Raw genomic sequence first — 18,153 nt, forward strand, 5'->3', positions numbered from 1 at the left:
CAGGGCGCGGCTGCTCGGCCATCCGGAGTTCGTCCGGTTCTGGGCGGCCGACATTGCTCGCCGGGGTCCTGGTCGACCGGCACCGCCGCCCGGTCCTGATCGGCGCCGATCTCGCCCGTGCCGCGCTGCTCGGACTGATCCCGCTGCTGGCCGTCACCGGACTGCTGAGCATGCCGGTCCTCTGCGCGCTGGTGGCGGTGTTCGGCGCGCTGTCGCTGGTCTACGACGCGGCGCACCAGTCCTACCTGCCCCGGCTGGTGCCGGCCCCGCTGCTCACCGCGGCCAACGCGCGGCTGGAACAGACCAGCTCGGTCGCCCAGACCGCGGGGCCGATGCTCGCCGGGTGGCTGGTCAAGGCGATCGGCGCGCCGGTCGCGATCCTGGTCGACGCGGCTTCCTACCTGGCTTCCGGGCTGGTGCTCGCCACCCTGCGCACGCGGGAACCGGTTCCCCGGGCGGAATCCCGCGACCTGCGCCGGGAACTGCGGGAAGGTCTGTCCTGGGTGTACCGGCACCGGATGCTCGCCCCGCTCGCGGTCACCTCGCACGCGTGGTTCCTGTGTACCGGGATGGTCAGCACGGTCTCGGCGGTTTTCGTCCTCGGCGAGCTCGGCTTCGACGCGGTCGCACTCGGCCTGACCTACGCGCTGGGCGGGGTCGGTGGCGTGCTCGGCGCCGCGCTGTCCGGACCGGCGACCCGGCGGTTCGGCCCCGGCCGGGCCATCGTCGCTGGGCGCTGGGTGACCCCGGTGGCCTACGGCTTGATCCCGTTGGCCACCACCGGGACCGCTGGGCTGGTCCTGCTGTGCGGCGCCCAGTTCCTGTTCGGGTTCTCCATCGGCCTCGACGGCCCCGCGGAGATGGGCTACCGGCAGTCGGTGACGCCGGACCGGCTGCAGGGCAGGATGAACGCGACGATGCGTTCGCTGAACCGCGGCATGATCGTCCTCGGCGCGCCGCTGGGCGGGGCGCTGGCCGACGGCCTGGGGAACCGGACCGCGCTCTGGATCGCCGTCACCGGACTGATCGTCCAGGCGATCGCGATCTCCCTGTCACCGCTGCGCCACGCCCGGTCGCCCGAGGCCGAGTCGGTCGGCTGAGGCGGGGGCCGTGTGTTCGTCACCACGGCGTGCTGGATATCGTGCGATCTTGGCGGGAGTGAACCACCGCTAACCAACCGCACAGCCGATCCCACAGGGTCGTGGAGGGCCGACGATGAGTACAGCAGCCAGCCAGCCGACGGGCGTGGACGACGAGGGTTACCAGCGCGGCCTGAAGAACCGCCAGATCAGCATGATGGCGATCGGCGGGGCGATCGGCACCGGCCTGTTCCTCGGCGCGGGCGCGGCCATCGAGACTTCCGGCCCGGCGCTGATCGCCTGCTACGCCGTGGCGGGCGCGGCCATTTTCATCATCATGCGCGCGCTCGGCGAGTTGCTCATCTACCGCCCGGTGTCCCGGAGCTTCGTCGACTACGCCGAGGAGTTCATCGGCCGGTTCGCGGCGTTCACGACCGGCTGGGTGTACTGGCTGATGTGGGTGGTCACCGCGATGGCCGAGATCACCGCGGCCGGGATCTACGTGCAGTTCTGGTTCAAGTCGATCCCGCAGTGGGTGACCGCCGCCGTCGTGCTCGGCGTGCTGTTCCTGGCGAACCTGATCTCGGTGAAGATCTTCGGCGAGTTCGAGTTCTGGTTCTCCATGATCAAGGTGGTCACCATCGTCGGGGCCATCCTGCTCGGCCTGGCCGTGATCATCTTCGGCTTCGGGCCCGCCGGGGACACCGCGTCCTTCGCGCATATTTGGAACCTGGGCGGGTTCTTCCCGAACGGCGCGGGCAAGGCGCTGCTCGCCCTGCAGAGCGTCATGTTCGCTTACCTCGGCGTCGAACTGATCGGCGTGACCGCGGGGGAGGCGAAGAACCCGGAAAAGGTGCTGCCGAAGGCGATCAACAACGTGGTCGTGCGGATCGCGGTGTTCTACGTCGGCGCGCTGATCGTGCTGCTCTCGCTGGTCAACTGGACCGAGTTCCACGCGGGCAAGAGCCCGTTCGTGAAGGCCTTCGAGACCATCGGCATCCCCGCCGCGGCCGGGATCATCAACTTCGTGGTGCTCACCGCCGCGCTCTCGTCCTGCAACTCCGGGATCTACTCGACCGGCCGGATGCTGCGCACCCTCGCGACCCAGCGCTCCGCGCCGAAGCCGTTCACCAAGCTCTCCTCGCGCAAGGTGCCCGCGAACAGCATTTACGCCTCGGCCGCGGTGATGGCGCTCGGCATCCTGATCAACGCGGTGGTTCCGGCGAAGGCGTTCTCCTACATCACCAGCGTGGCCACCGTCGGCGTGCTGTGGACCTGGGGCGTGATCCTGATCTGCCAGCTGCGCTACCGGCGCAAGGTGAACGCGGGCGAGTTGCCCGCGTCGGCTTTCCGGCTGCCGGGCGCGCCCTGGACCGCGTACTTCGGGCTCGCGTTCCTGCTCCTGGTCGTGGTGCTGCTCGGATTTTCCGAGGACACCCGAATCGCGCTGTACGTGACGCCGATCGTCGGCGTGGTCATCGCACTCGGGTACTTCCTCGGCGTGCGCCGGAACCAGCCCGCGCAGGCCGAGGAACCCGTCCGCGCGGCCGACTAGCTGGTCAGCGCCCGTTCGCGGTCAGGACCCGGGCGGCGCGCACGGTGACGACGCCGCGCCACTCGAGTTCGGCGGCGGGGCCCGGCGGTTGCCACGGCACCGTCCAGCCGCCGTCCGCGGCCTGCCCTTCGGCGAGCGCGTCGAGGTGGGCCTCGACGGCGTCGGCCGGGAACAGCGCGCGTCGCGGATTCTCCGGCTCGGGCGCGAAATCGAGCGGGGTGAGGCCGTATCCCGCGCCCGGGTAGAGGTGGAAGAAGCTCAGCTCGCCGATCCGCCCGGCGAGCTGAGCGGTCCGCTCGGCGGCCCACGGATCCTCGCCGAGGCTTTCCAGGAACCGCAGCACGTTCAGCGCCGCGTGCGCGTCGAACTCGTCCCGATCGAACAGCGCGTCGATCTCCTTGCGGCAGAACGCCTCGGCCGCGTCGAGCCAGGGCGTGGACACCTCGAGCAGGCGGAGCCGCGCGACGATGCCGGCCGTGGGGTTGATCCCGGGCGGGAACCGGCCGTCGCCCCAGTGATCGGCCCGCGGACAGCGGGCGATCGACGGGAACACGATCGGCAGCCCGCCGGTCGGGGCGGCCACCGCGGCCAGGTACGGCTCGACGCTCGCCGCGAACGCCCGGGCCGCATCGCGCACCCGGGCGTGCCCGCCCGCCGGGGATTCGAGCACCTGTTCCACGGTTTCCAGGGCGAAGTCGACCGCCAGCGGCTGGCTGAGCGGTGCGCGCACATCGGGTTCCAGGGCGTGGCCCAGCCCGCCGTCGGCATTGCGGTAGGCCGCCAGCGCGTCCAGCACCGCGACCGCGGCCGCCGGATCGTCGCCGGAGAACCACGCCCCGGCCAGCCGCCGTTCCAGGAGCCGGGCATGGGTGTGCAGGAACTCCTGTGCCCGCAGGATGATGTGACTGTCTGAAGTGGACATAGCGGCCAGCCTACGAGCGAACCGGGCGCCTCGTCTTGAACGGAACGGTCATGGCCTGGCGAAGAACGCTCGTGCGGTCTGCCCGGTCAGCTCGCGGCAGTCCCGGCTCAGGTGCGCCTGATCGGCGTATCCGCTCTCGGCCGCGAGCGCGGCGAGGTCGGCGGTGTGGCGCACCGCGGCCAGCGCGCGCTGCAGCCGCGTGACCCGCAGGTAGGTGGCGGGCCCGTAGCCGACCGCGAGGGTGAACCGCCGCCGGAGTTGCCGCTCGCTCACCGCGATCCCGGACAGCGCCGCGGCCACCCGGGGTGCCCCGGCGTCCAGGCGCGCGAGCAGCACGCCGACCTCGGGATCGTCCGGTTCGCGAAGGTTGCCCGCGACCACCTCCGCGAGCAGCGACGGGCGCTCGAGCAGCCGTTCGGCGGCCCGGGCCCCCGGCCGCCCCCACAGGTCCGCCAGGTCGACCCGCTGGTCCCGCAGTTCGTCGGCGGCGACGCCGAGCACGCGCGGGGCGTGGCCGGGCCGGAAGCGGATGCCGTGCAGGCGCGCGCCGCGCGGCGCCGTGGTGTCCCAGGCGCGGGTGTCCGGCCCGGCGACGAAGACCTGGCCCCCGCCCACCATCAGGTCGAGGCAGCCGTCCGGGACGATCCGCTTGGCCCCGGACAGCTCGGCCCACCACAGGCAGCGCACGGCCTGGCGCAGGCGCTCGGGTGGCGGGGCTTCGCGGTACACGCCCCCATGATGGCGGGTGGGTCCGACATTTCCGGGGGCGAGGAGGAAGATCACTGGTCCGGGACGGTTTCCTACCGCGACGAGAGGTGGTTCGTTCATGCGCGAGACGTTGGCCTGGAGCTTCGGCGAGCCGTCGGGTCAAGGCTGGACACAGATCCTCGAGCTGCTCACCGCCCTGGTGCTGTGCTCGCTGATCGGGCTGGAGCGCGAGCTCAAGCAGAAGAGCGCCGGGCTGCGCACGCACACCCTGGTGGGCCTCGGCGCCGCGCTGTTCCTGCTGGTCAGCAAGTACGGCTTCACCGACGTGCTGGCCGAGGGGCGGATCGTGCTGGACCCGTCGCGGGTCGCCGCGCAGATCGTTTCCGGGATCGGGTTCATCGGCGGCGGCCTCATCTTCGTCCGCCGGGACGTGGTCCGCGGGCTCACCACCGCCGCCGTGGTCTGGGTGAGCGTCGCCGTGGGCTGCGCCTGCGCCGCCGGGCTTCCACTGCTCGCCGCGTTCGTCACCGCCGCGCACTTCCTGGTGGTGTACGGCTACCCGCCGCTCATCCGGCTGTTCCGCCGGTCCCGCCCGGCCACCACCGTGATCCGCGTCAGCTACCGCGACGGCCAGGGCGCGCTGCGGGCCATCCTCGAACTGGCCACGCGATCCGGCTACCGCGTCGAGCAGGTCCGCACCGAGCGCCGGATGCCCGAGGAGGACGAGGGGTACGGCCGCACCTCGCTGCGCACCGAGCAGGTGATCGACCTGCGGATGCGGTTGCTCGGCCCGCGCACCACCAACGAGCTGCTGACGGCGTTGTCCGAGCAGCACGGGGTGCTCTCGGTGGACACCGGTGACATCGACGACACCAGCGAATAGGCGGCGAAAATTCGGTGCCGGGCGGGCGAAAGCGCGGGTTAGCGTGATCGGCGTGGAAAGCAAGCCGTACATCGACAGCCTGGCCTGGATCCTGATCAAGGATCGGAGGTTGTTGTCCGTCCGGACCACCGGAAAGCGGAAGTTCTACCTGCCCGGCGGGAAGCGGGAGGCGGGGGAGAGCGATGTCGCCGCGTTGTGCCGGGAGGTCCGCGAGGAGCTCGGGGTGGAACTGGATCCGATGAGCTTCAGCCTGTTCAGCGTCCTGCACGAGCAGGCGGACGGGTACGCCGACGGCCGCCGGGTGCACATGACGGCCTACACCGCGCGGCATCGGGGTGAACTGCGGCCGGGGCGGGAGATCGCCGAGGCGCGGTGGCTGGCCGCCGCGGATGCCGGGATCTGCCCGCCCGCCGGAAAGCGCGTGCTCAGCATGCTCAGCGAGGCCCATCGCATCGACTGAATAGGTGGGGCGGAAGTACGACAAACTGACATCCGAACGAGTGAATATGCCATATCCTTGTAAGCCCTGGGTAACGAAGGCTGCTCCGTTCGCGAGGAGTAGTCGACGCGCTTGATGGAAGCGCGGTGAGCCGAGAGAAGACCTCACCATGGGTGTTCCTCCTACGGCCAGAGGGGGCCGGAGTCCGCGACGGCGCGTGCTTCGTTCGCGCGTCCTGTTCGTTGGCGCGATGGCGGTGCTCGCCGCCGGGATCGTCACGATCGCACTGGTCAGGCAGTCCGGCGTGGCGGATCCCACCGCCCGTTCGCGGACCGAGCCCGGCGCGCCGGCCGTGCAGGCGATGCCCGCCGAACAGGTCGTCGCGCCCGCGGTCGTGCAACTGGTGACCTACGAGCTGACCGGGCGCGGTCCCGCGCTCAACGTCACCTTCGTCGTGCAGGGTTCGGCGATCGAGCAGTTACGCGAAGTGACTACGCCGTGGTCGAAACTGGTTCCCCGGCGGAGCACCGGGCCCGGCACCGACTACGTCACGGTGTCGGCGCAGAACGCCGGGGACGGCGAGCTCGGCTGCCGGATCATCGTGGACGGGGTCGTGGTCAGCGAGCGGACCACGGTCGGCCGCAACGGCGTGGTGAACTGCGCCAAGCTGATCACCTAGCCTCGATACGCTTCGGAAAGTCGAAGTTGAGGAGTGACTGGTGACCCATTCCGGTGTGCCCCGGCCCGGCGTTCCGGTGCGCGGGTCGACCACGGGACGGCCGATGATGGCGGCGCTCGACCTGCTCGGGCGGCGCTGGATGCTGCGGGTCATCTGGGAGCTGCAGCAGCGGCCCGCCGGTTTCCGGGAACTGAAGCGCCGCTGTGACGACATGTCCTCCAGCGTGCTCAGCGATCGGCTGAAGGGCCTGCGCGAGGCCGGGATCGCGGCCGCCGACACCGCCGGGGTGTACCGGCTCACCCCGCTCGGCGCCCGGCTGGTCGAGGCGTTGTGGCCGCTGTACGGCTGGGCGGAGCGGTGGGCCGAGGAGCTGAGCGGGCCCGCCGCGCCGCGGTAGTGCGAGGTCCTTGCGGCAGGATTCGGGGGTGACCGGTACGTCGATCGCGGTCGGCCCGACGCTCGTGGTGGTGCTGGCCGCGCTCACCCTCCTCGCGGCCGCGGTGGTGTGGCTGGGCGAACTGGGTTCCGGCCGGGCGGTGCTGTTCGCCGCCGTGCGCGCGGCCGCGCAGCTGGCGGCCGTCTCGCTGGTGATCGTCGCGATCCTGCGGTCGGGCTGGTGGACCGGGGCGTTCGTGGCGTTGATGGGCACCGTCGCCGCGGTCACCTCGGCCCGGCGCATCGGCGTGCCGCGCCGGATCGGCTGGGTCGCGCTGGCGATCGGGGCCGGGGTCGCGCCGGTACTTGCCCTGGTGCTGGCGTCCGGGGTGGTGCCGTGGCGGCCGGTCGCGGTGGTGCCGATCGCCGGGATCGTGATCGGCGGCGCGATGTCGGCGACTTCGCAGGCCGCGCGCCGGGCGCTGGACGAACTGGCGACCCGGCACGGCGAGTTCGAGGCCGCGCTCGCGCTGGGTTTCGGCCAGCGCTTGGCCGCGTTGGAGATCTGCCGCCCTTCGGCGGGCCAGGCGCTGATCCCGCCGCTGGACCAGACCCGGACCGTCGGGCTGGTCACCCTGCCCGGCGCTTATGTAGGGGTGCTGCTGGGTGGCGCCGGCCCGGTTCAGGCCGGCGTCACCCAGGTGCTGGTGCTGATCGGTTTGCTCGCGGCGGAGGCGATCGCGGTGCTGGTGGTGGTCCAGCTGGTCGCCGCGGGCCGGATCAGCCGAGCGGCGGCTCCAGGTGGGCGGTGTCGTTGAACCGGCGGATCAGCCATTCGTCGCCGGTCACCACGAGATGCGAGATCGACCCGTTGTCCGCGCCGAGGAAGGCGAACGGCCGGGATCCGCTCGCCTGCGCGAGGAGTTCGCCGATCACGCCGCCGTGGGTGAACACCGCGACGCGCTGATCGGGATGCGCGGCGGCGATGCGGCCGATGGCCTCGCGGAGCCGGGTCGCGAAGGATTCCGCGGATTCGGCGCCGGGGATGGCGTCCCAGCGTTGTTCGCGCCACATCCGCTGGGCGATCGGATGGTTCTCGGCGACGTTCTTGCGGAACAGCCCGCCTCCTTCCCAATCGCCGAGGTGGACCTCGCGGAGGCCCGGTTCGACGTGCGGGGTGAGCCCGAGCGCCTCGGCCAGGGGCGCCGCGGTCTGGACGGTCCGCCGCAGGGTGGTGACGTACAGGGCGTCGATGCGCTCGCCGGCGAGCCGCTTGCCCACCCGGTCGGCGTGTTCCCGGCCCTCCGGGGCCAGTTCGGGATCGGCCTGCCCCTCGACCAGCGGGAACGGTGCGCTCACTCGCGCCGGTGCCGATTCGCCGTGCCGGACCAGGAAGATCTCGGTGGCTCCGGGGGGCGGCTGGAAGCGGTACTGCCGGTACTCGGTCTCGTTTTCGGGAGTAGTCACGTTCGGCAGGTTACGGGGAGACCTTGCCCGGCGATTAATTCTACATACAATGAATTTATGCTCTGGCGACAGTTGCGGGCGATCCTGATCGCCCCCTTCACAGTGACCCTGATCGTTCCCACGCTGATCCTGGTGTTCGGCCCGGCGCTGCCGGACGGTGTTCCGGCCGGTTGGCGGGCCGTCGCGGTGCTCGCCGGGCTGGCCTCGGCCGGGCTCGGGCTGTGGCTGATCGTGTGGACGATCGGCCTGTTCGTCCGGGTCGGCGAGGGCACGCTCGCGCCCTTCGATCCGCCGCGCCACCTGGTGGTGCGCGGGCCGTACCGGCACGTCCGGAACCCGATGATCAGCGGCGTGCTCTTCGTGCTGCTGGGGGAGGCGGCCGGACTGCTCTCGGTTCCGCTGCTGATCTGGTTCGCGGCGTTCTGCGCCCTGAACTTCACCTACATCCCGCTGCTGGAGGAACCGGGTCTGGTGCGGCGATTCGGGGACGACTACGTCGAGTACCGCCGGCACGTGCCCCGCTGGGTGCCGCGCGTTTCGGGCTGGCCCGCCGAGTGACCGGCGCGTAAATCGCGATTCGGGTCCCTGAAAAGCACTATGTGTGCACGTGCGGCTTCATCCGATCGTGGGTGAGTTCATTCGGCTGGAGGTTGTAGCGGCGCGCCGCCGAATGCCAACGTCGAAAGGCCCGAGCGAGCCGACTCAGCAGGGGGTAGGCGCATTCATGCAGCCCTTCACGTTGCCCGATTTCTACCTGCCGCATCCGGCCCGGCTCAATCCGCACGTGACCCGGTCCCGCGAACACAGCATGGCGTGGGCCGGGGAAATGGGCATGCTCGATTCGCCGAAACCCGATGGCGGCGTGGTGTGGGACGAAGCGGCGCTGGCCAGGATGGATTACGCGCTGATGTGCGGGTACACCCATCCGGAATGCGACGGCCGCATGCTGGATTTGATCACCGACTGGTACGTCTGGGTGTTTTTCTTCGACGATCATTTTCTGGAGCACTACAAGCACTCACGTGATCGCGGCGGGGCGAAGGCGTATCTCGACCATCTCGAGCTGTTCATGACCATGGACGGCGAGACCCCGCCGGAACCGGCGAATCCAGCCGAAGCGGGGTTGCGGAATCTGTGGGAACGCACGGTTCCGGCGATGTCCCTGGACTGGCGGCGGCGCTTCATCACCAGCACGCACAATCTGATGGTCGAGTCGATGTGGGAACTCGACAACATCAGCCGGGGCCGGATCGCCAACCCGATCGAGTACCTGCAGATGCGGCGCCGGGTCGGCGGCGCGCCGTGGTCGGCGAACCTCGTCGAATTCGCCGCGCGTGCGGAGATCCCCGCGGCACTGGCCGCGACCCGGCCGCTGAAGGTGCTGACCGACACGTTCTCGGACAGCGTCCACCTGCGCAACGACCTCTTCTCCTACCAGCGCGAGGTCCGGGAGGAAGGCGAGAACGCCAACGCGGTGCTGGTGTTCGAGCGGTTCTTCGACTGCTCGACCCAGGAGGCCGCCGACCTCACCAACGAACTGCTGACCTCCCGCCTGCAACAGTTCGAGACCACCGCGCTGGCCGAGGTGCCCGTCCTGCTGGCCGAGCACGCGGCGACCCCGGACGAGCAGGCCAGGGTCACCGCCTACGCCAAGGGGCTGCAGGACTGGCAGGCCGGGGGGCACGAGTGGCACCTGCGGTCGAGCCGGTACATGAACGAGGGCGCGGCGGAATCCGTGGGCACCGCGGCGAGCGTGCCGGGACTGAGCCGGTTGCGGCCCGGGCTGTATCGCCGGACCCGCCAGCATGCCCACGTCCCGTTCCGGGCGGTCGGCCACCTGCCGGTGCCGCCGCTGTATCTGCCGTACGCGTTCCGCACGAGCCCCCACCTGGCGGACGCCCGGGAATACGTGATCGGCTGGGCCCGCCGGATGGGCTTCTTCGACCCGGTGCCGGGGGCGGCCGGCGGGGTCTGGGACGAGCGGCGGATGCGCGGCATCGACCTGCCGCACTGCGCGGCGATGATCCACGCCGACGCGAGCCTCGAGGAGCTCTACCTGTCGTCGGACTGGCTGGCCTGGGGAACCTACGGGGACGACTACTACCCGCTGGTGTTCGGCATGAGCCGGGACGTTCCGGCGGCGCGGCTGCAGACCGAACGGCTGTCCGCGTTCATGCCGCTCGACGCCGGGGCGACCCCGGAACCGGCGAACCCGCTCGAGCGCGGGCTCGCGGATCTGTGGCGTCGTACCGCGGCGCCGATGGCGGCGCCCGCGCGCCGGGAGTTCCGCACCGCGGTGTCGGACATGCTGGCCAGCTGGGTGTGGGAACTGGAGAACCAGGCGCAGAACCGCATTCCCGATCCGATGGACTACGTGGAGATGCGGCGCAAGACGTTCGGCTCGGAGATGACCGTGAGCCTGGCCCGGCTCGCGCACTGGGACCAGATCCCGCCGGAGATCTACCAGACGCGGACCATGCGCGAACTGGACACCGCGGCGCAGGACTACGCCTGCTTCACCAACGATCTGCACTCCTACCAGAAGGAGATCGAGTTCGAGGGCGAAGTCCACAACATGGTCCTGGTGTGCGAGAACTTCCTGAACGTGGACCGGTGGCAGGCCGCGGGCATCGTGGCCGATCTGATGGCGGCGCGGATGCGCCAGTTCGAGCACATCCTCGCCCACGACCTGCCGAGGCTGTTCGACGAGTTCAACCTGGACGAGCCGGCCCGGGAAGTCCTGCTCCGCCACGCCGACGGGCTCAAGGACTGGATGTCGGGAATCATGGAATGGCACCGGAAATGCGTGCGGTACACCGAGCCCGAACTGCGCCGCAACGCTTCCCCCGGTGCGTCGGCGACCTCCGCGTTCCTGCCCTCGGGACTGGGCACGTCGGCCGTGCGGTTCACCAGGCTGGTAGGCCCCTGATCATCCGCGGTGCGTCAGGATGTTGATCACGTTGCCGTCCGGGTCGCGGACGAAGAACCGCCGGACGCCCCACGGTTCCTCGGTGAGTTCGTGCACGATCTCGGCACCGGCGGCGCGAGCGGCCCGGTAGCTCGCGTCCACGTCGTCGACCTGGATGGAGGCGACCGGGACGACGGGGCCGGTGGCGTCGTGGGTCATCAGGCTCAGCTGCACCTCGGGGCGCTCAGGATCGGCCAGGGTCACGATCCACCCGTGATCCATCACCACCTCGAGCCCGAGCACCCGGGTGTAGAAATCCTTCGCTTCCGCCGGTGACTCGCACTTGAGGTCGGGGACCACCCTGCTGACTGCCATGCGTCGATCAAATCAGACCGGTTCGCCCGGCGCCGCGGTCGCTTCCCGCACGCCGCGGACCGCCAGGCGGTCGGCGCGCTCGTTGTCCGGATTGCCCGCGTGTCCCTTGACCCAGAGCCATTCCACCTGGTGCCGGCCGATGGCGGCGTCCAGGCGCCGCCAGAGATCGGCGTTCTTGACCGGCTCCCGGGTGCTGGTCCGCCAGCCGTTCGCCTTCCACCGGGGCAGCCACGACATGACGCCGTTCCGCACGTAGGTGCTGTCGGTGTAGAGGCGCACCACCGAGGAACGTTTGAGGGATTCCAGCGCCATGATGGGGGCGGTCAGTTCCATCCGGTTGTTGGTCGTGGTGGCCGCTTCGCCGCCGTACAGCTCCTTCTCGTGGCGCCCGTAGCGCAGGACGGCGCCCCAGCCGCCGGGCCCCGGGTTGCCGCTGCACGCGCCGTCCGTGTAGATCTCCACGGCCGGTTCGGAATCCTGGTCCACCACGATCGGTGACCCTAGCGGCCCCCGGCCCGCCCACCCGGGCGAGGTCCCGCCGGTCCACTGTGGAGGTGACCGGTCGACACCGGGCCCACCGGGCACTAGATTCCGTGCATGCCGAGCGATTTCGCTTTGAAGACCATGAACGCGATCCACCGCGTCCTGCTCAAGGTCACCGGCGGCCGGGTGGGGTGGACCGTCGCGAAGATGCCGGTTCTTCAGCTCACCACCACGGGCCGCAAATCCGGCCGTCCCCGCTCGGTGATGCTCACCTCGCCGCTGCGGGACGGGAACGCGATCGTCGTCGTGGCCTCGCGCGGTGGCGACGACCAGCACCCCGCGTGGTTCCTCAACCTCCGCGACCAACCCGAGGTCGAGGTGGCCCTGGAGGGGAAGCCGCCGGAGCCGATGCGGGCCCGGGTCGCGACACCCGAGGAGCGGGAACGCCTGTGGCCGCAGATCACCGCCGACTACCGGAACTACGCCGAGTACCAGACCAAGACCGACCGGGAGATCCCGCTCGTCCTGCTCGATCCGGTCGAGTGACCGCTACGGCTTGAGCACGAGGTGCTCGAGCAGGTACTGGGCGCCGAGGACCTGGCCGACCTCGGCGGTGTGGTCGATGATCCGCTCGGCGTCGGTGTCGATGATGCCCGCGTGCCAGGCGGTGATGAGTTCGACGAACCCGCCGATGCCGATGAGGGTGCTCATCCGCAGGGCGTTCTCGTCGAGGTCGGGCTTCAGGTACGGGCGGCCCGCCTGGATGAGCAGGTCGGTGGCCGTTTGCAGGGTGTCGCGGCGGCGTTCTTCGAGCACCGCGCTGCCCGCGTGCTCGCCGAAGAGGATCCGGGCCCGCCGCGGGTCGCCTTCGACGTGGTGGACGAACGCGGCGATCGCCGCGCGTAGCTGCGTGATCGGGTGCTGGTCGAACTTGTCCGAGATCGCGGCCAGCAGCAGGTCGAGCGTTTCGTCGCGGACCTGGTCCCAGACCGCCACGAGCAGTGCGTCGCGGTCGGGAAAGCTCTCGTAGAAGTAGCGGTCGATCAGCCCGGCGCGGGCGCAGACGCCGCGCATGGTGACCGCCGCCCAGCCCTGCTCGCCCCAGATCTGCAAGGCGGCGTCGACCAGTTGACGCCGGCGTTCGGCCTGGCGTTGCTCGGCGCTGCGGCCGCCGTAGGTCCTGGTTCGCACGGGTCCATCTTGACAACCGGTGCGCGATGACCACAATCTGACGGCATGCGCCATCAGAGATGGCAGGTGCCATCAGATAGTCGGGCGGCGTCGCCCGGCCTGCCGCGGGCGTCCCGGCGGGCGCGAGCGCTGTCGCGGATCACCGCGGCGACCCTGCGGCCGCTCACGGCCGTCATCCCGCCCTCGGGCCACGGGGTTTGGCTGTCCCGCCGGATCGTCGCCGGTTCGCTGGCGATCTTCGGACCGGTCGTGCCGGGGACCGCGGTGCGCCGGGCCGAGGCGACCGCGCCCGGCGGGCAGCGGGTTCGCGGTGAATGGGTCCGCGGGCCCGGCGTGGGCGCGGCCGACGCGGTGATCCTGTACGTGCACGGCAGCGGGTACGCGGTCTGCTCGGCCCGCACCCATCGCGGCCTGACCTCGCGGTTGTCGGCGCGGACCGGTGTTCCGGTGTTCGCCTGCGACTACCGGCTCGCGCCGCGGCACCGGTTTCCCGCCGCCGCGGACGACGTGCGGGCCGCTTACGACTGGCTGCTCGAACGGGGTTACGCGCCGGACCGGGTCGTGCTCGCCGGGGATTCGGCCGGTGGGCACCTGGCCGTCGACCTGACCCTTGAGCTGATCCGGGCCGGGCGGGTCGTCCCGGCGGCCGTGGTGATGTTCTCGCCCCTGGCCGACGTCACCTTCGAACTGGCCCGTGCCCGGGAGCGAGTCAGGCGGGACCCGATGATCTCCGCCGCTCGCGCGCGCAGGCTGGTCGAGCTGTACACCCGGGACGCCGAGGCGGGCCATCCGCGCCTGGCGTTCACCTTCGGCGACGCGCGGGGGTTCCCGCCGACCCTGATCCAGGCCGGTGGTGCGGAGATGCTCGCCGCCGACGCCGACCACCTCGCCCGGTCGCTGCGCGCGGCCGGGGCCCGCTGCGCACTCGAGGTGTGGCCCGGCCAGATGCACGTCTTCCAGGCGCTGCCGGTGCTGATCCCGGAAGCCGCGCCCGCGCTCGACCGGGCCGCCGGATTCATCCGGACCGAACTGCGGTCCGGCGTCGCTCCAGCGAAGGAGGTCTCATGACACGCCGGACCCAGGGGGCGCGGGCGGTGGTGACCGGTGCGGGCAGCGGGATCGGCCGCGCGTTCGCCCTCGAGCTCGCCCGGCGCGGCGGCCGGGTCGTCTGCGCCGACCTCGATCTGGCCACCGCGAAGGAAACCGCCGCCCGGATCGAGGCCATGGGCGGGGAAGCGCTCGCCGTCGCGTGCGATGTCTCGGTGGAGGCGCAGGTGTGGGACCTGTCCGAGGCCGCCGAGCGGTGGCTCGGCGGCCCGGCCGGCCTGATCGTCAACAACGCGGGCATCGGCGCGGGCGGCCAGGTGATCGGCGAGACCCCGTTGCCGGATTGGCGCCGCACGCTCGGGGTGAACCTGTGGGGCGTCGTGCACGGCTGCCACGTGTTCACCCCGTGGCTGCGCGCCGCCGGGCGCGGCGGGATCATCAACGTCGCCTCCGCGGCCGCGTTCGCCGCGGCGCCCCGGATGGCCGCCTACAACGCGAGCAAGGCGGCGGTGCTGGCGATTTCGGAAACCCTGGCGGCGGAGCTGAGCGGCACCGGGGTCGCGGTGACCGTGCTGTGCCCGACCTTCGTCAAGACGAACATCATCGGCAACGAGCTGATCGACGCCGCCGCTTCGCGCGCCGCGGACAAGTTGATGCGCCTGACCGGCACCACCCCCGAACGCATCGCCCGCATCACCCTGGACGCGCACGACCGCGGCCGCCTGTACGTCGTGCCCAGGCTGGACGCGCAGCTGCTCTGGCGCGCCAAACGCCTGCTTCCGGCCGTGCACACCCGCGCGGCCGGGCTGCTCGGCCGATTCGCGCCGTTCCCGCAAGGACAGTGAGAGGAGCCTCGCCGTGGCCATCGAACTCGACGACATGCTGAACACCATCAAGGACCGGCAATGGGCCCTGACCGATATCGACTGGGACGCGCCCGGCGCCGAGCTGATCACCGAGGAACAACGGCCCAAACTCCAGGCGTTCATGGCCGACCTGGTGTGGATCGAGAACGTCGGCGCGCGTGGTTTCGCCGCCATGGCGACGAAAGCGCCGACCGACACGCTCAAGCAGATCTACACCTACTTCCACGCCGAGGAACAGCGCCACGCCAACGCCGAACTCGCGCTGATGCGCCGCTGGGGGATGCTGGAGGGCGACCGGATCCCCGAGCCCAACGTCAACGTCCGGCTCGCCATCCAGTGGCTGGACCGGTATTCCGACGGCATGTCACTGTCCATTTTGGGCACCGTGATCCCGATGCTGGAGGTGGCCCTGGACGGGGCGCTGGTGAAGTTCCTGCTCGACGAGGTCGCCGATCCGCTGTGCCACGAGGTGTTCCGGAAGATCAACGCCGACGAGTCCCGCCACCTGGCCGTCGATTTCCAGGTGCTCGACCTGCTCGGCGCCGCGCCGCTGCGGCGATTGCTGATCCAGACCGTCGGCAACACCCTGCGGCCGAGCCTGCTGCTCGGCGCCCTGATGTACATCCCGCTGCTGAACCGCATGCGCGACAACATCGTCGCCATGGGCCTGAAGGAGAACCAGCTCTACAACGCGATGAAGCGGTTCGCCAGCGTCGGGGAGCGCAGCGCGAACACCCGCCGGGTGCCGACGTACCAGGTCCTCAAGCGGCACGCGGCCATGGTGATCGACCGCGGTCACCCCTACCACCTCTTCGCCGATTTCCTGGTCCGCGCCAGCAACCTCATCCCGAAGCGGCTGCTCGGCCGAACCCCGGCCTGGGCCCGGGAACTCACCCACGAGCCGGTGTCCAAATGACGGCCGTTCTCGTCGTCGGGGCGGGGTTCGCCGGACTGGGCGCCGCGATTCGCCTGCGGCAGGCCGGAATCGACGACTTCGTGATCCTGGAGCGCGGCACCGAGGTGGGCGGGACCTGGCGCGACAACACCTATCCCGGGGCGGCCTGCGACATTCCCTCCCTGCTGTACTCGTATTCCTTCGCGCCGCTCCCGGAGTGGTCCCGCGCCTACTCCGGGAGCGCGGAGATCCTGCGCTACATCAACCACATCGTCGACCGCTTCGAACTCCGCCCGCACATCCGGTTCGGCGCGGACGTCACCGGGCTGGCCTTCGACGAGGACACCGGCGCCTGGACCGCGGACACCGCCGACGGCCGCGTGTTCACCGCCCGCACCGCGATCATGGCCGCCGGACCGCTGTCCAACGCCAGTTTCCCCGAGCTGCGCGGGATCGACAGCTACACCGGGCACAAGATCCACAGCGCCCGGTGGGACCACGACTACGATCCGGCCGGGCAACGCGTCGCGGTCATCGGCACCGGCGCGAGCGCGGTCCAGATCATTCCCGAACTCGTGGGCAAGGCGAGCGGGGTCAAGGTTTTCCAGCGCACCCCGGGCTGGGTGCTGCCCCGGCTGAACCACCGGCACCCGGCGTGGCTGAAGGCGGTCTTCCGGCGCCACCCGGGCGTCCAGGACCTCGCCCGGCAGGCCTGGTTCTGGGGGCACGAGGCCGTCGCGCTCGGGCTGGTGTGGGACACCGTGTTCACCCGCGGGGTGGAAACCGCCGCCCGGATCAACCTGCGGCGCCAGGTCCGGGATCCGTGGCTGCGCCGGCAACTCACGCCCGACTACCGGGCCGGTTGCAAACGCATGCTGATGACCAGCGACTACTATCCCGCGCTGCAGCGGGAGAACTGCAAACTCATCACCTGGCCCATCGCCACCCTCTGCCCGGACGGGATCCGCACCGCGGACGGCATCGAGCACCACGTCGACTGCATCGTGTTCGCCACCGGATTCGATGTCTGCAAAACGGGCACGCCCTTCCCGATCACCGGGCTCGGCGGCCGGAAACTGCACGACGAATGGTCCCGAGGCGCCCGCGCGTACAAGAGCGTCAGCGTTTCCGGGTATCCGAACCTCTTCCTGATCTTCGGCCCCAATTCCGGGCCCGGGCACAATTCCGCGTTGCTGTACATGGAATCCCAGATCGACTACGCGGTCCGGGCCGTCCGGCTCATCCTCGACCGCGACCTGCGAGCGTTCGACGTCCGCCAGGAAAGCCAGGACAGTTTCAACCGGAACCTGCAGAAGCGGCTCGCGCGCACGACCTGGAACTCCGGTTGCCGGAGCTGGTACCTCACCGAGGACGGCTACAACGCCACCATGTTCCCCGGCTTCGCCACCCAGTTCGCCCGCCAGATGGCCACCCTGGACCTCGGCGACTACCACCTGGACCGAAGGAGCACACTGGCGAAGTGACCACCTCGCACGACGACCGGGTACGTGAGCAGTTCCGCCTCCAGGCGGGGACCTTCGACGATCGGGGCTGGGCGGCCCGCGGCCTCGAGTGGATCGTCGGCCAACTCCGGCCCGGCGCCGGGGACCAGGTCCTGGACGTGGCCGCGGGTGCGGCCCACCTCGGACGCGCGCTCGCCCCGCACGTCCGCCACGTCAGCGCGCTCGACCTGACCCCGGAGATGCTCGACCAGGGCCAGCGCCTCGCCAGGAGCGCCGGGCTGGGCAACATGGCCTTCCTGGTGGGCAACGCCACCGCGCTGCCGTGGCTGGACGGCCAGTTCGACCTGGTGGTCTGCCGTTTGGCGCTGCACCAGGTCGCCGACCCCGCCGCCGTGGTGCGCGAGATGGTGCGCGTCACCCGGCCCGGCGGCCGCGTCGGCGTCACCGACATGATCACCGAGGAACCGGTGCGCGCCGAGACCAACCGGCTCGAACGGCTCCGCGATCCCAGCCACGGGACGACCCTGACCCTCGCCGAGATCCACGACCTGCTGGCCGCGGCGGGTGCCGAGGTCACCTCGACCGCCACCCAGGACCAGCCCCTCGACCTCGAGGACTGGATGCACCGCACCGCCACCCCGGAGGACGCCCGCGCGGAAATCCGGGAGCGGATGCGGACCGAACTCGACGGCGGACCGGAGACCGGCCTCCGGCCTTCCCGCGATGCGGACGGCGTGCTCACCTTCGTCCACACCTGGGCCACCACGGTCGCCGGGATACCGGGGTTTACATCGAACGTTTGAGATTTCCGAACCGGA

Annotated in this window: 21 protein-coding genes; 15 read left to right on the forward strand and 6 right to left on the reverse strand. The window is 70.7% G+C overall.

Annotated features, from left to right (window positions below):
* Positions 1 to 53: 53 nt before the first annotated feature.
* Complete coding sequence (locus FXO23_RS37485; protein WP_246258255.1) at positions 54 to 1,100, forward strand: MFS transporter; 1,047 nt, start codon at positions 54 to 56, stop codon at positions 1,098 to 1,100.
* Between the two features lie 115 nt (positions 1,101 to 1,215).
* The gene (locus FXO23_RS37490) at positions 1,216 to 2,634 is read left to right on the forward strand and encodes an amino acid permease (RefSeq protein WP_158891253.1); all 1,419 of its coding nucleotides are present in this window, start codon (positions 1,216 to 1,218) and stop codon (positions 2,632 to 2,634) included.
* Positions 2,635 to 2,638: 4 nt separating this feature from the next.
* Here the strand turns inward: FXO23_RS37490 and FXO23_RS37495 are convergent, their stop codons facing one another.
* Both FXO23_RS37495 and FXO23_RS37500 read right to left on the reverse strand, forming a co-directional pair.
* On the reverse strand, positions 2,639 to 3,556 hold the full coding sequence (locus FXO23_RS37495) for a hypothetical protein (protein WP_158891256.1): 918 nt from the start codon (positions 3,554 to 3,556) through the stop codon (positions 2,639 to 2,641).
* A 48-nt stretch (positions 3,557 to 3,604) separates the two neighbouring features.
* Positions 3,605 to 4,285 carry a helix-turn-helix transcriptional regulator gene (locus tag FXO23_RS37500; protein WP_246258256.1) on the reverse strand — a complete coding sequence of 227 codons (681 nt, stop codon included), beginning with the start codon at positions 4,283 to 4,285 and terminating at the stop codon, positions 3,605 to 3,607.
* Between the two features lie 97 nt (positions 4,286 to 4,382).
* On the opposite strand from FXO23_RS37500, the gene FXO23_RS37505 reads away from it, so the two are divergent.
* The 5 genes from FXO23_RS37505 (at position 4,383) to FXO23_RS37525 (ending at position 7,458) form a co-directional block, all read left to right on the forward strand.
* Positions 4,383 to 5,147, forward strand: coding sequence for an MgtC/SapB family protein (locus FXO23_RS37505; protein ID WP_158891261.1), 765 nt, complete (start codon positions 4,383 to 4,385; stop codon positions 5,145 to 5,147).
* Positions 5,148 to 5,199: 52 nt separating this feature from the next.
* The gene (locus FXO23_RS37510) at positions 5,200 to 5,607 is read left to right on the forward strand and encodes an NUDIX hydrolase (RefSeq protein ID WP_179956983.1); all 408 of its coding nucleotides are present in this window, start codon (positions 5,200 to 5,202) and stop codon (positions 5,605 to 5,607) included.
* A gap of 229 nt (positions 5,608 to 5,836) precedes the next feature.
* Positions 5,837 to 6,265 (forward strand): MmpS family transport accessory protein, encoded by a 429-nt coding sequence (locus FXO23_RS37515; protein WP_158891263.1) that lies wholly within the window; start codon positions 5,837 to 5,839, stop codon positions 6,263 to 6,265.
* A 40-nt stretch (positions 6,266 to 6,305) separates the two neighbouring features.
* Complete coding sequence (locus tag FXO23_RS37520; protein WP_246258257.1) at positions 6,306 to 6,662, forward strand: winged helix-turn-helix transcriptional regulator; 357 nt, start codon at positions 6,306 to 6,308, stop codon at positions 6,660 to 6,662.
* Between the two features lie 28 nt (positions 6,663 to 6,690).
* Entirely contained in the window at positions 6,691 to 7,458 is a 768-nt protein-coding gene (locus FXO23_RS37525) for an ABC transporter permease (protein WP_158891265.1), read from the forward strand.
* Here FXO23_RS37525 and FXO23_RS37530 read toward each other — a convergent pair.
* Entirely contained in the window at positions 7,421 to 8,107 is a 687-nt protein-coding gene (locus FXO23_RS37530; protein ID WP_158891267.1) for a histidine phosphatase family protein, read from the reverse strand. The genes FXO23_RS37525 and FXO23_RS37530 overlap by 38 nt on opposite strands.
* Before the next feature lie 57 nt (positions 8,108 to 8,164).
* Between FXO23_RS37530 and FXO23_RS37535 the strand changes: the two genes are divergently transcribed.
* Both FXO23_RS37535 and FXO23_RS37540 read left to right on the forward strand, forming a co-directional pair.
* A complete protein-coding gene (locus FXO23_RS37535; RefSeq protein WP_158891273.1) occupies positions 8,165 to 8,665 on the forward strand; it encodes a methyltransferase family protein in 501 nt (166 codons plus the stop codon).
* Between the two features lie 166 nt (positions 8,666 to 8,831).
* Positions 8,832 to 11,036 (forward strand): terpene synthase family protein, encoded by a 2,205-nt coding sequence (locus tag FXO23_RS37540; protein WP_158891275.1) that lies wholly within the window; start codon positions 8,832 to 8,834, stop codon positions 11,034 to 11,036.
* Here the strand turns inward: FXO23_RS37540 and FXO23_RS37545 are convergent, their stop codons facing one another.
* Positions 11,037 to 11,390 carry a VOC family protein gene (locus FXO23_RS37545; RefSeq protein ID WP_158891277.1) on the reverse strand — a complete coding sequence of 118 codons (354 nt, stop codon included), beginning with the start codon at positions 11,388 to 11,390 and terminating at the stop codon, positions 11,037 to 11,039. It abuts the gene before it with no gap.
* 12 nt (positions 11,391 to 11,402) lie between these two features.
* Positions 11,403 to 11,879 carry a ribonuclease HI gene (rnhA, locus tag FXO23_RS37550; protein ID WP_425484944.1) on the reverse strand — a complete coding sequence of 159 codons (477 nt, stop codon included), beginning with the start codon at positions 11,877 to 11,879 and terminating at the stop codon, positions 11,403 to 11,405.
* 108 nt (positions 11,880 to 11,987) lie between these two features.
* Between rnhA and FXO23_RS37555 the strand changes: the two genes are divergently transcribed.
* Entirely contained in the window at positions 11,988 to 12,419 is a 432-nt protein-coding gene (locus FXO23_RS37555; RefSeq protein ID WP_158891279.1) for a nitroreductase/quinone reductase family protein, read from the forward strand.
* A 3-nt stretch (positions 12,420 to 12,422) separates the two neighbouring features.
* Here the strand turns inward: FXO23_RS37555 and FXO23_RS37560 are convergent, their stop codons facing one another.
* Positions 12,423 to 13,064 (reverse strand): TetR/AcrR family transcriptional regulator, encoded by a 642-nt coding sequence (locus tag FXO23_RS37560; RefSeq protein WP_246258258.1) that lies wholly within the window; start codon positions 13,062 to 13,064, stop codon positions 12,423 to 12,425.
* A 45-nt stretch (positions 13,065 to 13,109) separates the two neighbouring features.
* On the opposite strand from FXO23_RS37560, the gene FXO23_RS37565 reads away from it, so the two are divergent.
* Genes FXO23_RS37565 through FXO23_RS37585 form a run of 5 tightly spaced genes read left to right on the forward strand, consistent with a single transcriptional unit; the run spans position 13,110 to position 18,138 of the window.
* On the forward strand, positions 13,110 to 14,132 hold the full coding sequence (locus FXO23_RS37565) for an alpha/beta hydrolase (protein ID WP_158891283.1): 1,023 nt from the start codon (positions 13,110 to 13,112) through the stop codon (positions 14,130 to 14,132).
* A complete protein-coding gene (locus tag FXO23_RS37570) occupies positions 14,129 to 14,956 on the forward strand; it encodes an SDR family NAD(P)-dependent oxidoreductase (protein ID WP_158891285.1) in 828 nt (275 codons plus the stop codon). The genes FXO23_RS37565 and FXO23_RS37570 overlap by 4 nt, the downstream gene beginning before the upstream one ends.
* Before the next feature lie 13 nt (positions 14,957 to 14,969).
* Complete coding sequence (locus FXO23_RS37575; RefSeq protein WP_158891287.1) at positions 14,970 to 15,893, forward strand: ferritin-like domain-containing protein; 924 nt, start codon at positions 14,970 to 14,972, stop codon at positions 15,891 to 15,893.
* The gene (locus tag FXO23_RS37580; protein ID WP_158891289.1) at positions 15,890 to 17,356 is read left to right on the forward strand and encodes a flavin-containing monooxygenase; all 1,467 of its coding nucleotides are present in this window, start codon (positions 15,890 to 15,892) and stop codon (positions 17,354 to 17,356) included. Before FXO23_RS37575 ends, FXO23_RS37580 begins: the two co-directional genes overlap by 4 nt.
* Positions 17,353 to 18,138, forward strand: coding sequence for a class I SAM-dependent methyltransferase (locus tag FXO23_RS37585; protein ID WP_158891291.1), 786 nt, complete (start codon positions 17,353 to 17,355; stop codon positions 18,136 to 18,138). Before FXO23_RS37580 ends, FXO23_RS37585 begins: the two co-directional genes overlap by 4 nt.
* Positions 18,139 to 18,153 lie beyond the last annotated feature (15 nt).

Source organism: Amycolatopsis anabasis (genome assembly GCF_009765355.1).
Lineage (GTDB): Bacteria > Actinomycetota > Actinomycetes > Mycobacteriales > Pseudonocardiaceae > Amycolatopsis > Amycolatopsis anabasis.

Coding starts and splice junctions, on each gene's coding strand:
- FXO23_RS37490 (WP_158891253.1), top strand. CDS start 1,216: ATGAGTACAGCAGCCAGCCAGCCGACGGGCGTGGACGACGAGGGTTAC.
- FXO23_RS37495 (WP_158891256.1), bottom strand. CDS start 3,556: ATGTCCACTTCAGACAGTCACATCATCCTGCGGGCACAGGAGTTCCTG.
- FXO23_RS37505 (WP_158891261.1), top strand. CDS start 4,383: ATGCGCGAGACGTTGGCCTGGAGCTTCGGCGAGCCGTCGGGTCAAGGC.
- FXO23_RS37515 (WP_158891263.1), top strand. CDS start 5,837: ATGGCGGTGCTCGCCGCCGGGATCGTCACGATCGCACTGGTCAGGCAG.
- FXO23_RS37535 (WP_158891273.1), top strand. CDS start 8,165: ATGCTCTGGCGACAGTTGCGGGCGATCCTGATCGCCCCCTTCACAGTG.
- FXO23_RS37540 (WP_158891275.1), top strand. CDS start 8,832: ATGCAGCCCTTCACGTTGCCCGATTTCTACCTGCCGCATCCGGCCCGG.
- FXO23_RS37545 (WP_158891277.1), bottom strand. CDS start 11,390: ATGGCAGTCAGCAGGGTGGTCCCCGACCTCAAGTGCGAGTCACCGGCG.
- FXO23_RS37555 (WP_158891279.1), top strand. CDS start 11,988: ATGCCGAGCGATTTCGCTTTGAAGACCATGAACGCGATCCACCGCGTC.
- FXO23_RS37565 (WP_158891283.1), top strand. CDS start 13,110: ATGCGCCATCAGAGATGGCAGGTGCCATCAGATAGTCGGGCGGCGTCG.
- FXO23_RS37570 (WP_158891285.1), top strand. CDS start 14,129: ATGACACGCCGGACCCAGGGGGCGCGGGCGGTGGTGACCGGTGCGGGC.
- FXO23_RS37580 (WP_158891289.1), top strand. CDS start 15,890: ATGACGGCCGTTCTCGTCGTCGGGGCGGGGTTCGCCGGACTGGGCGCC.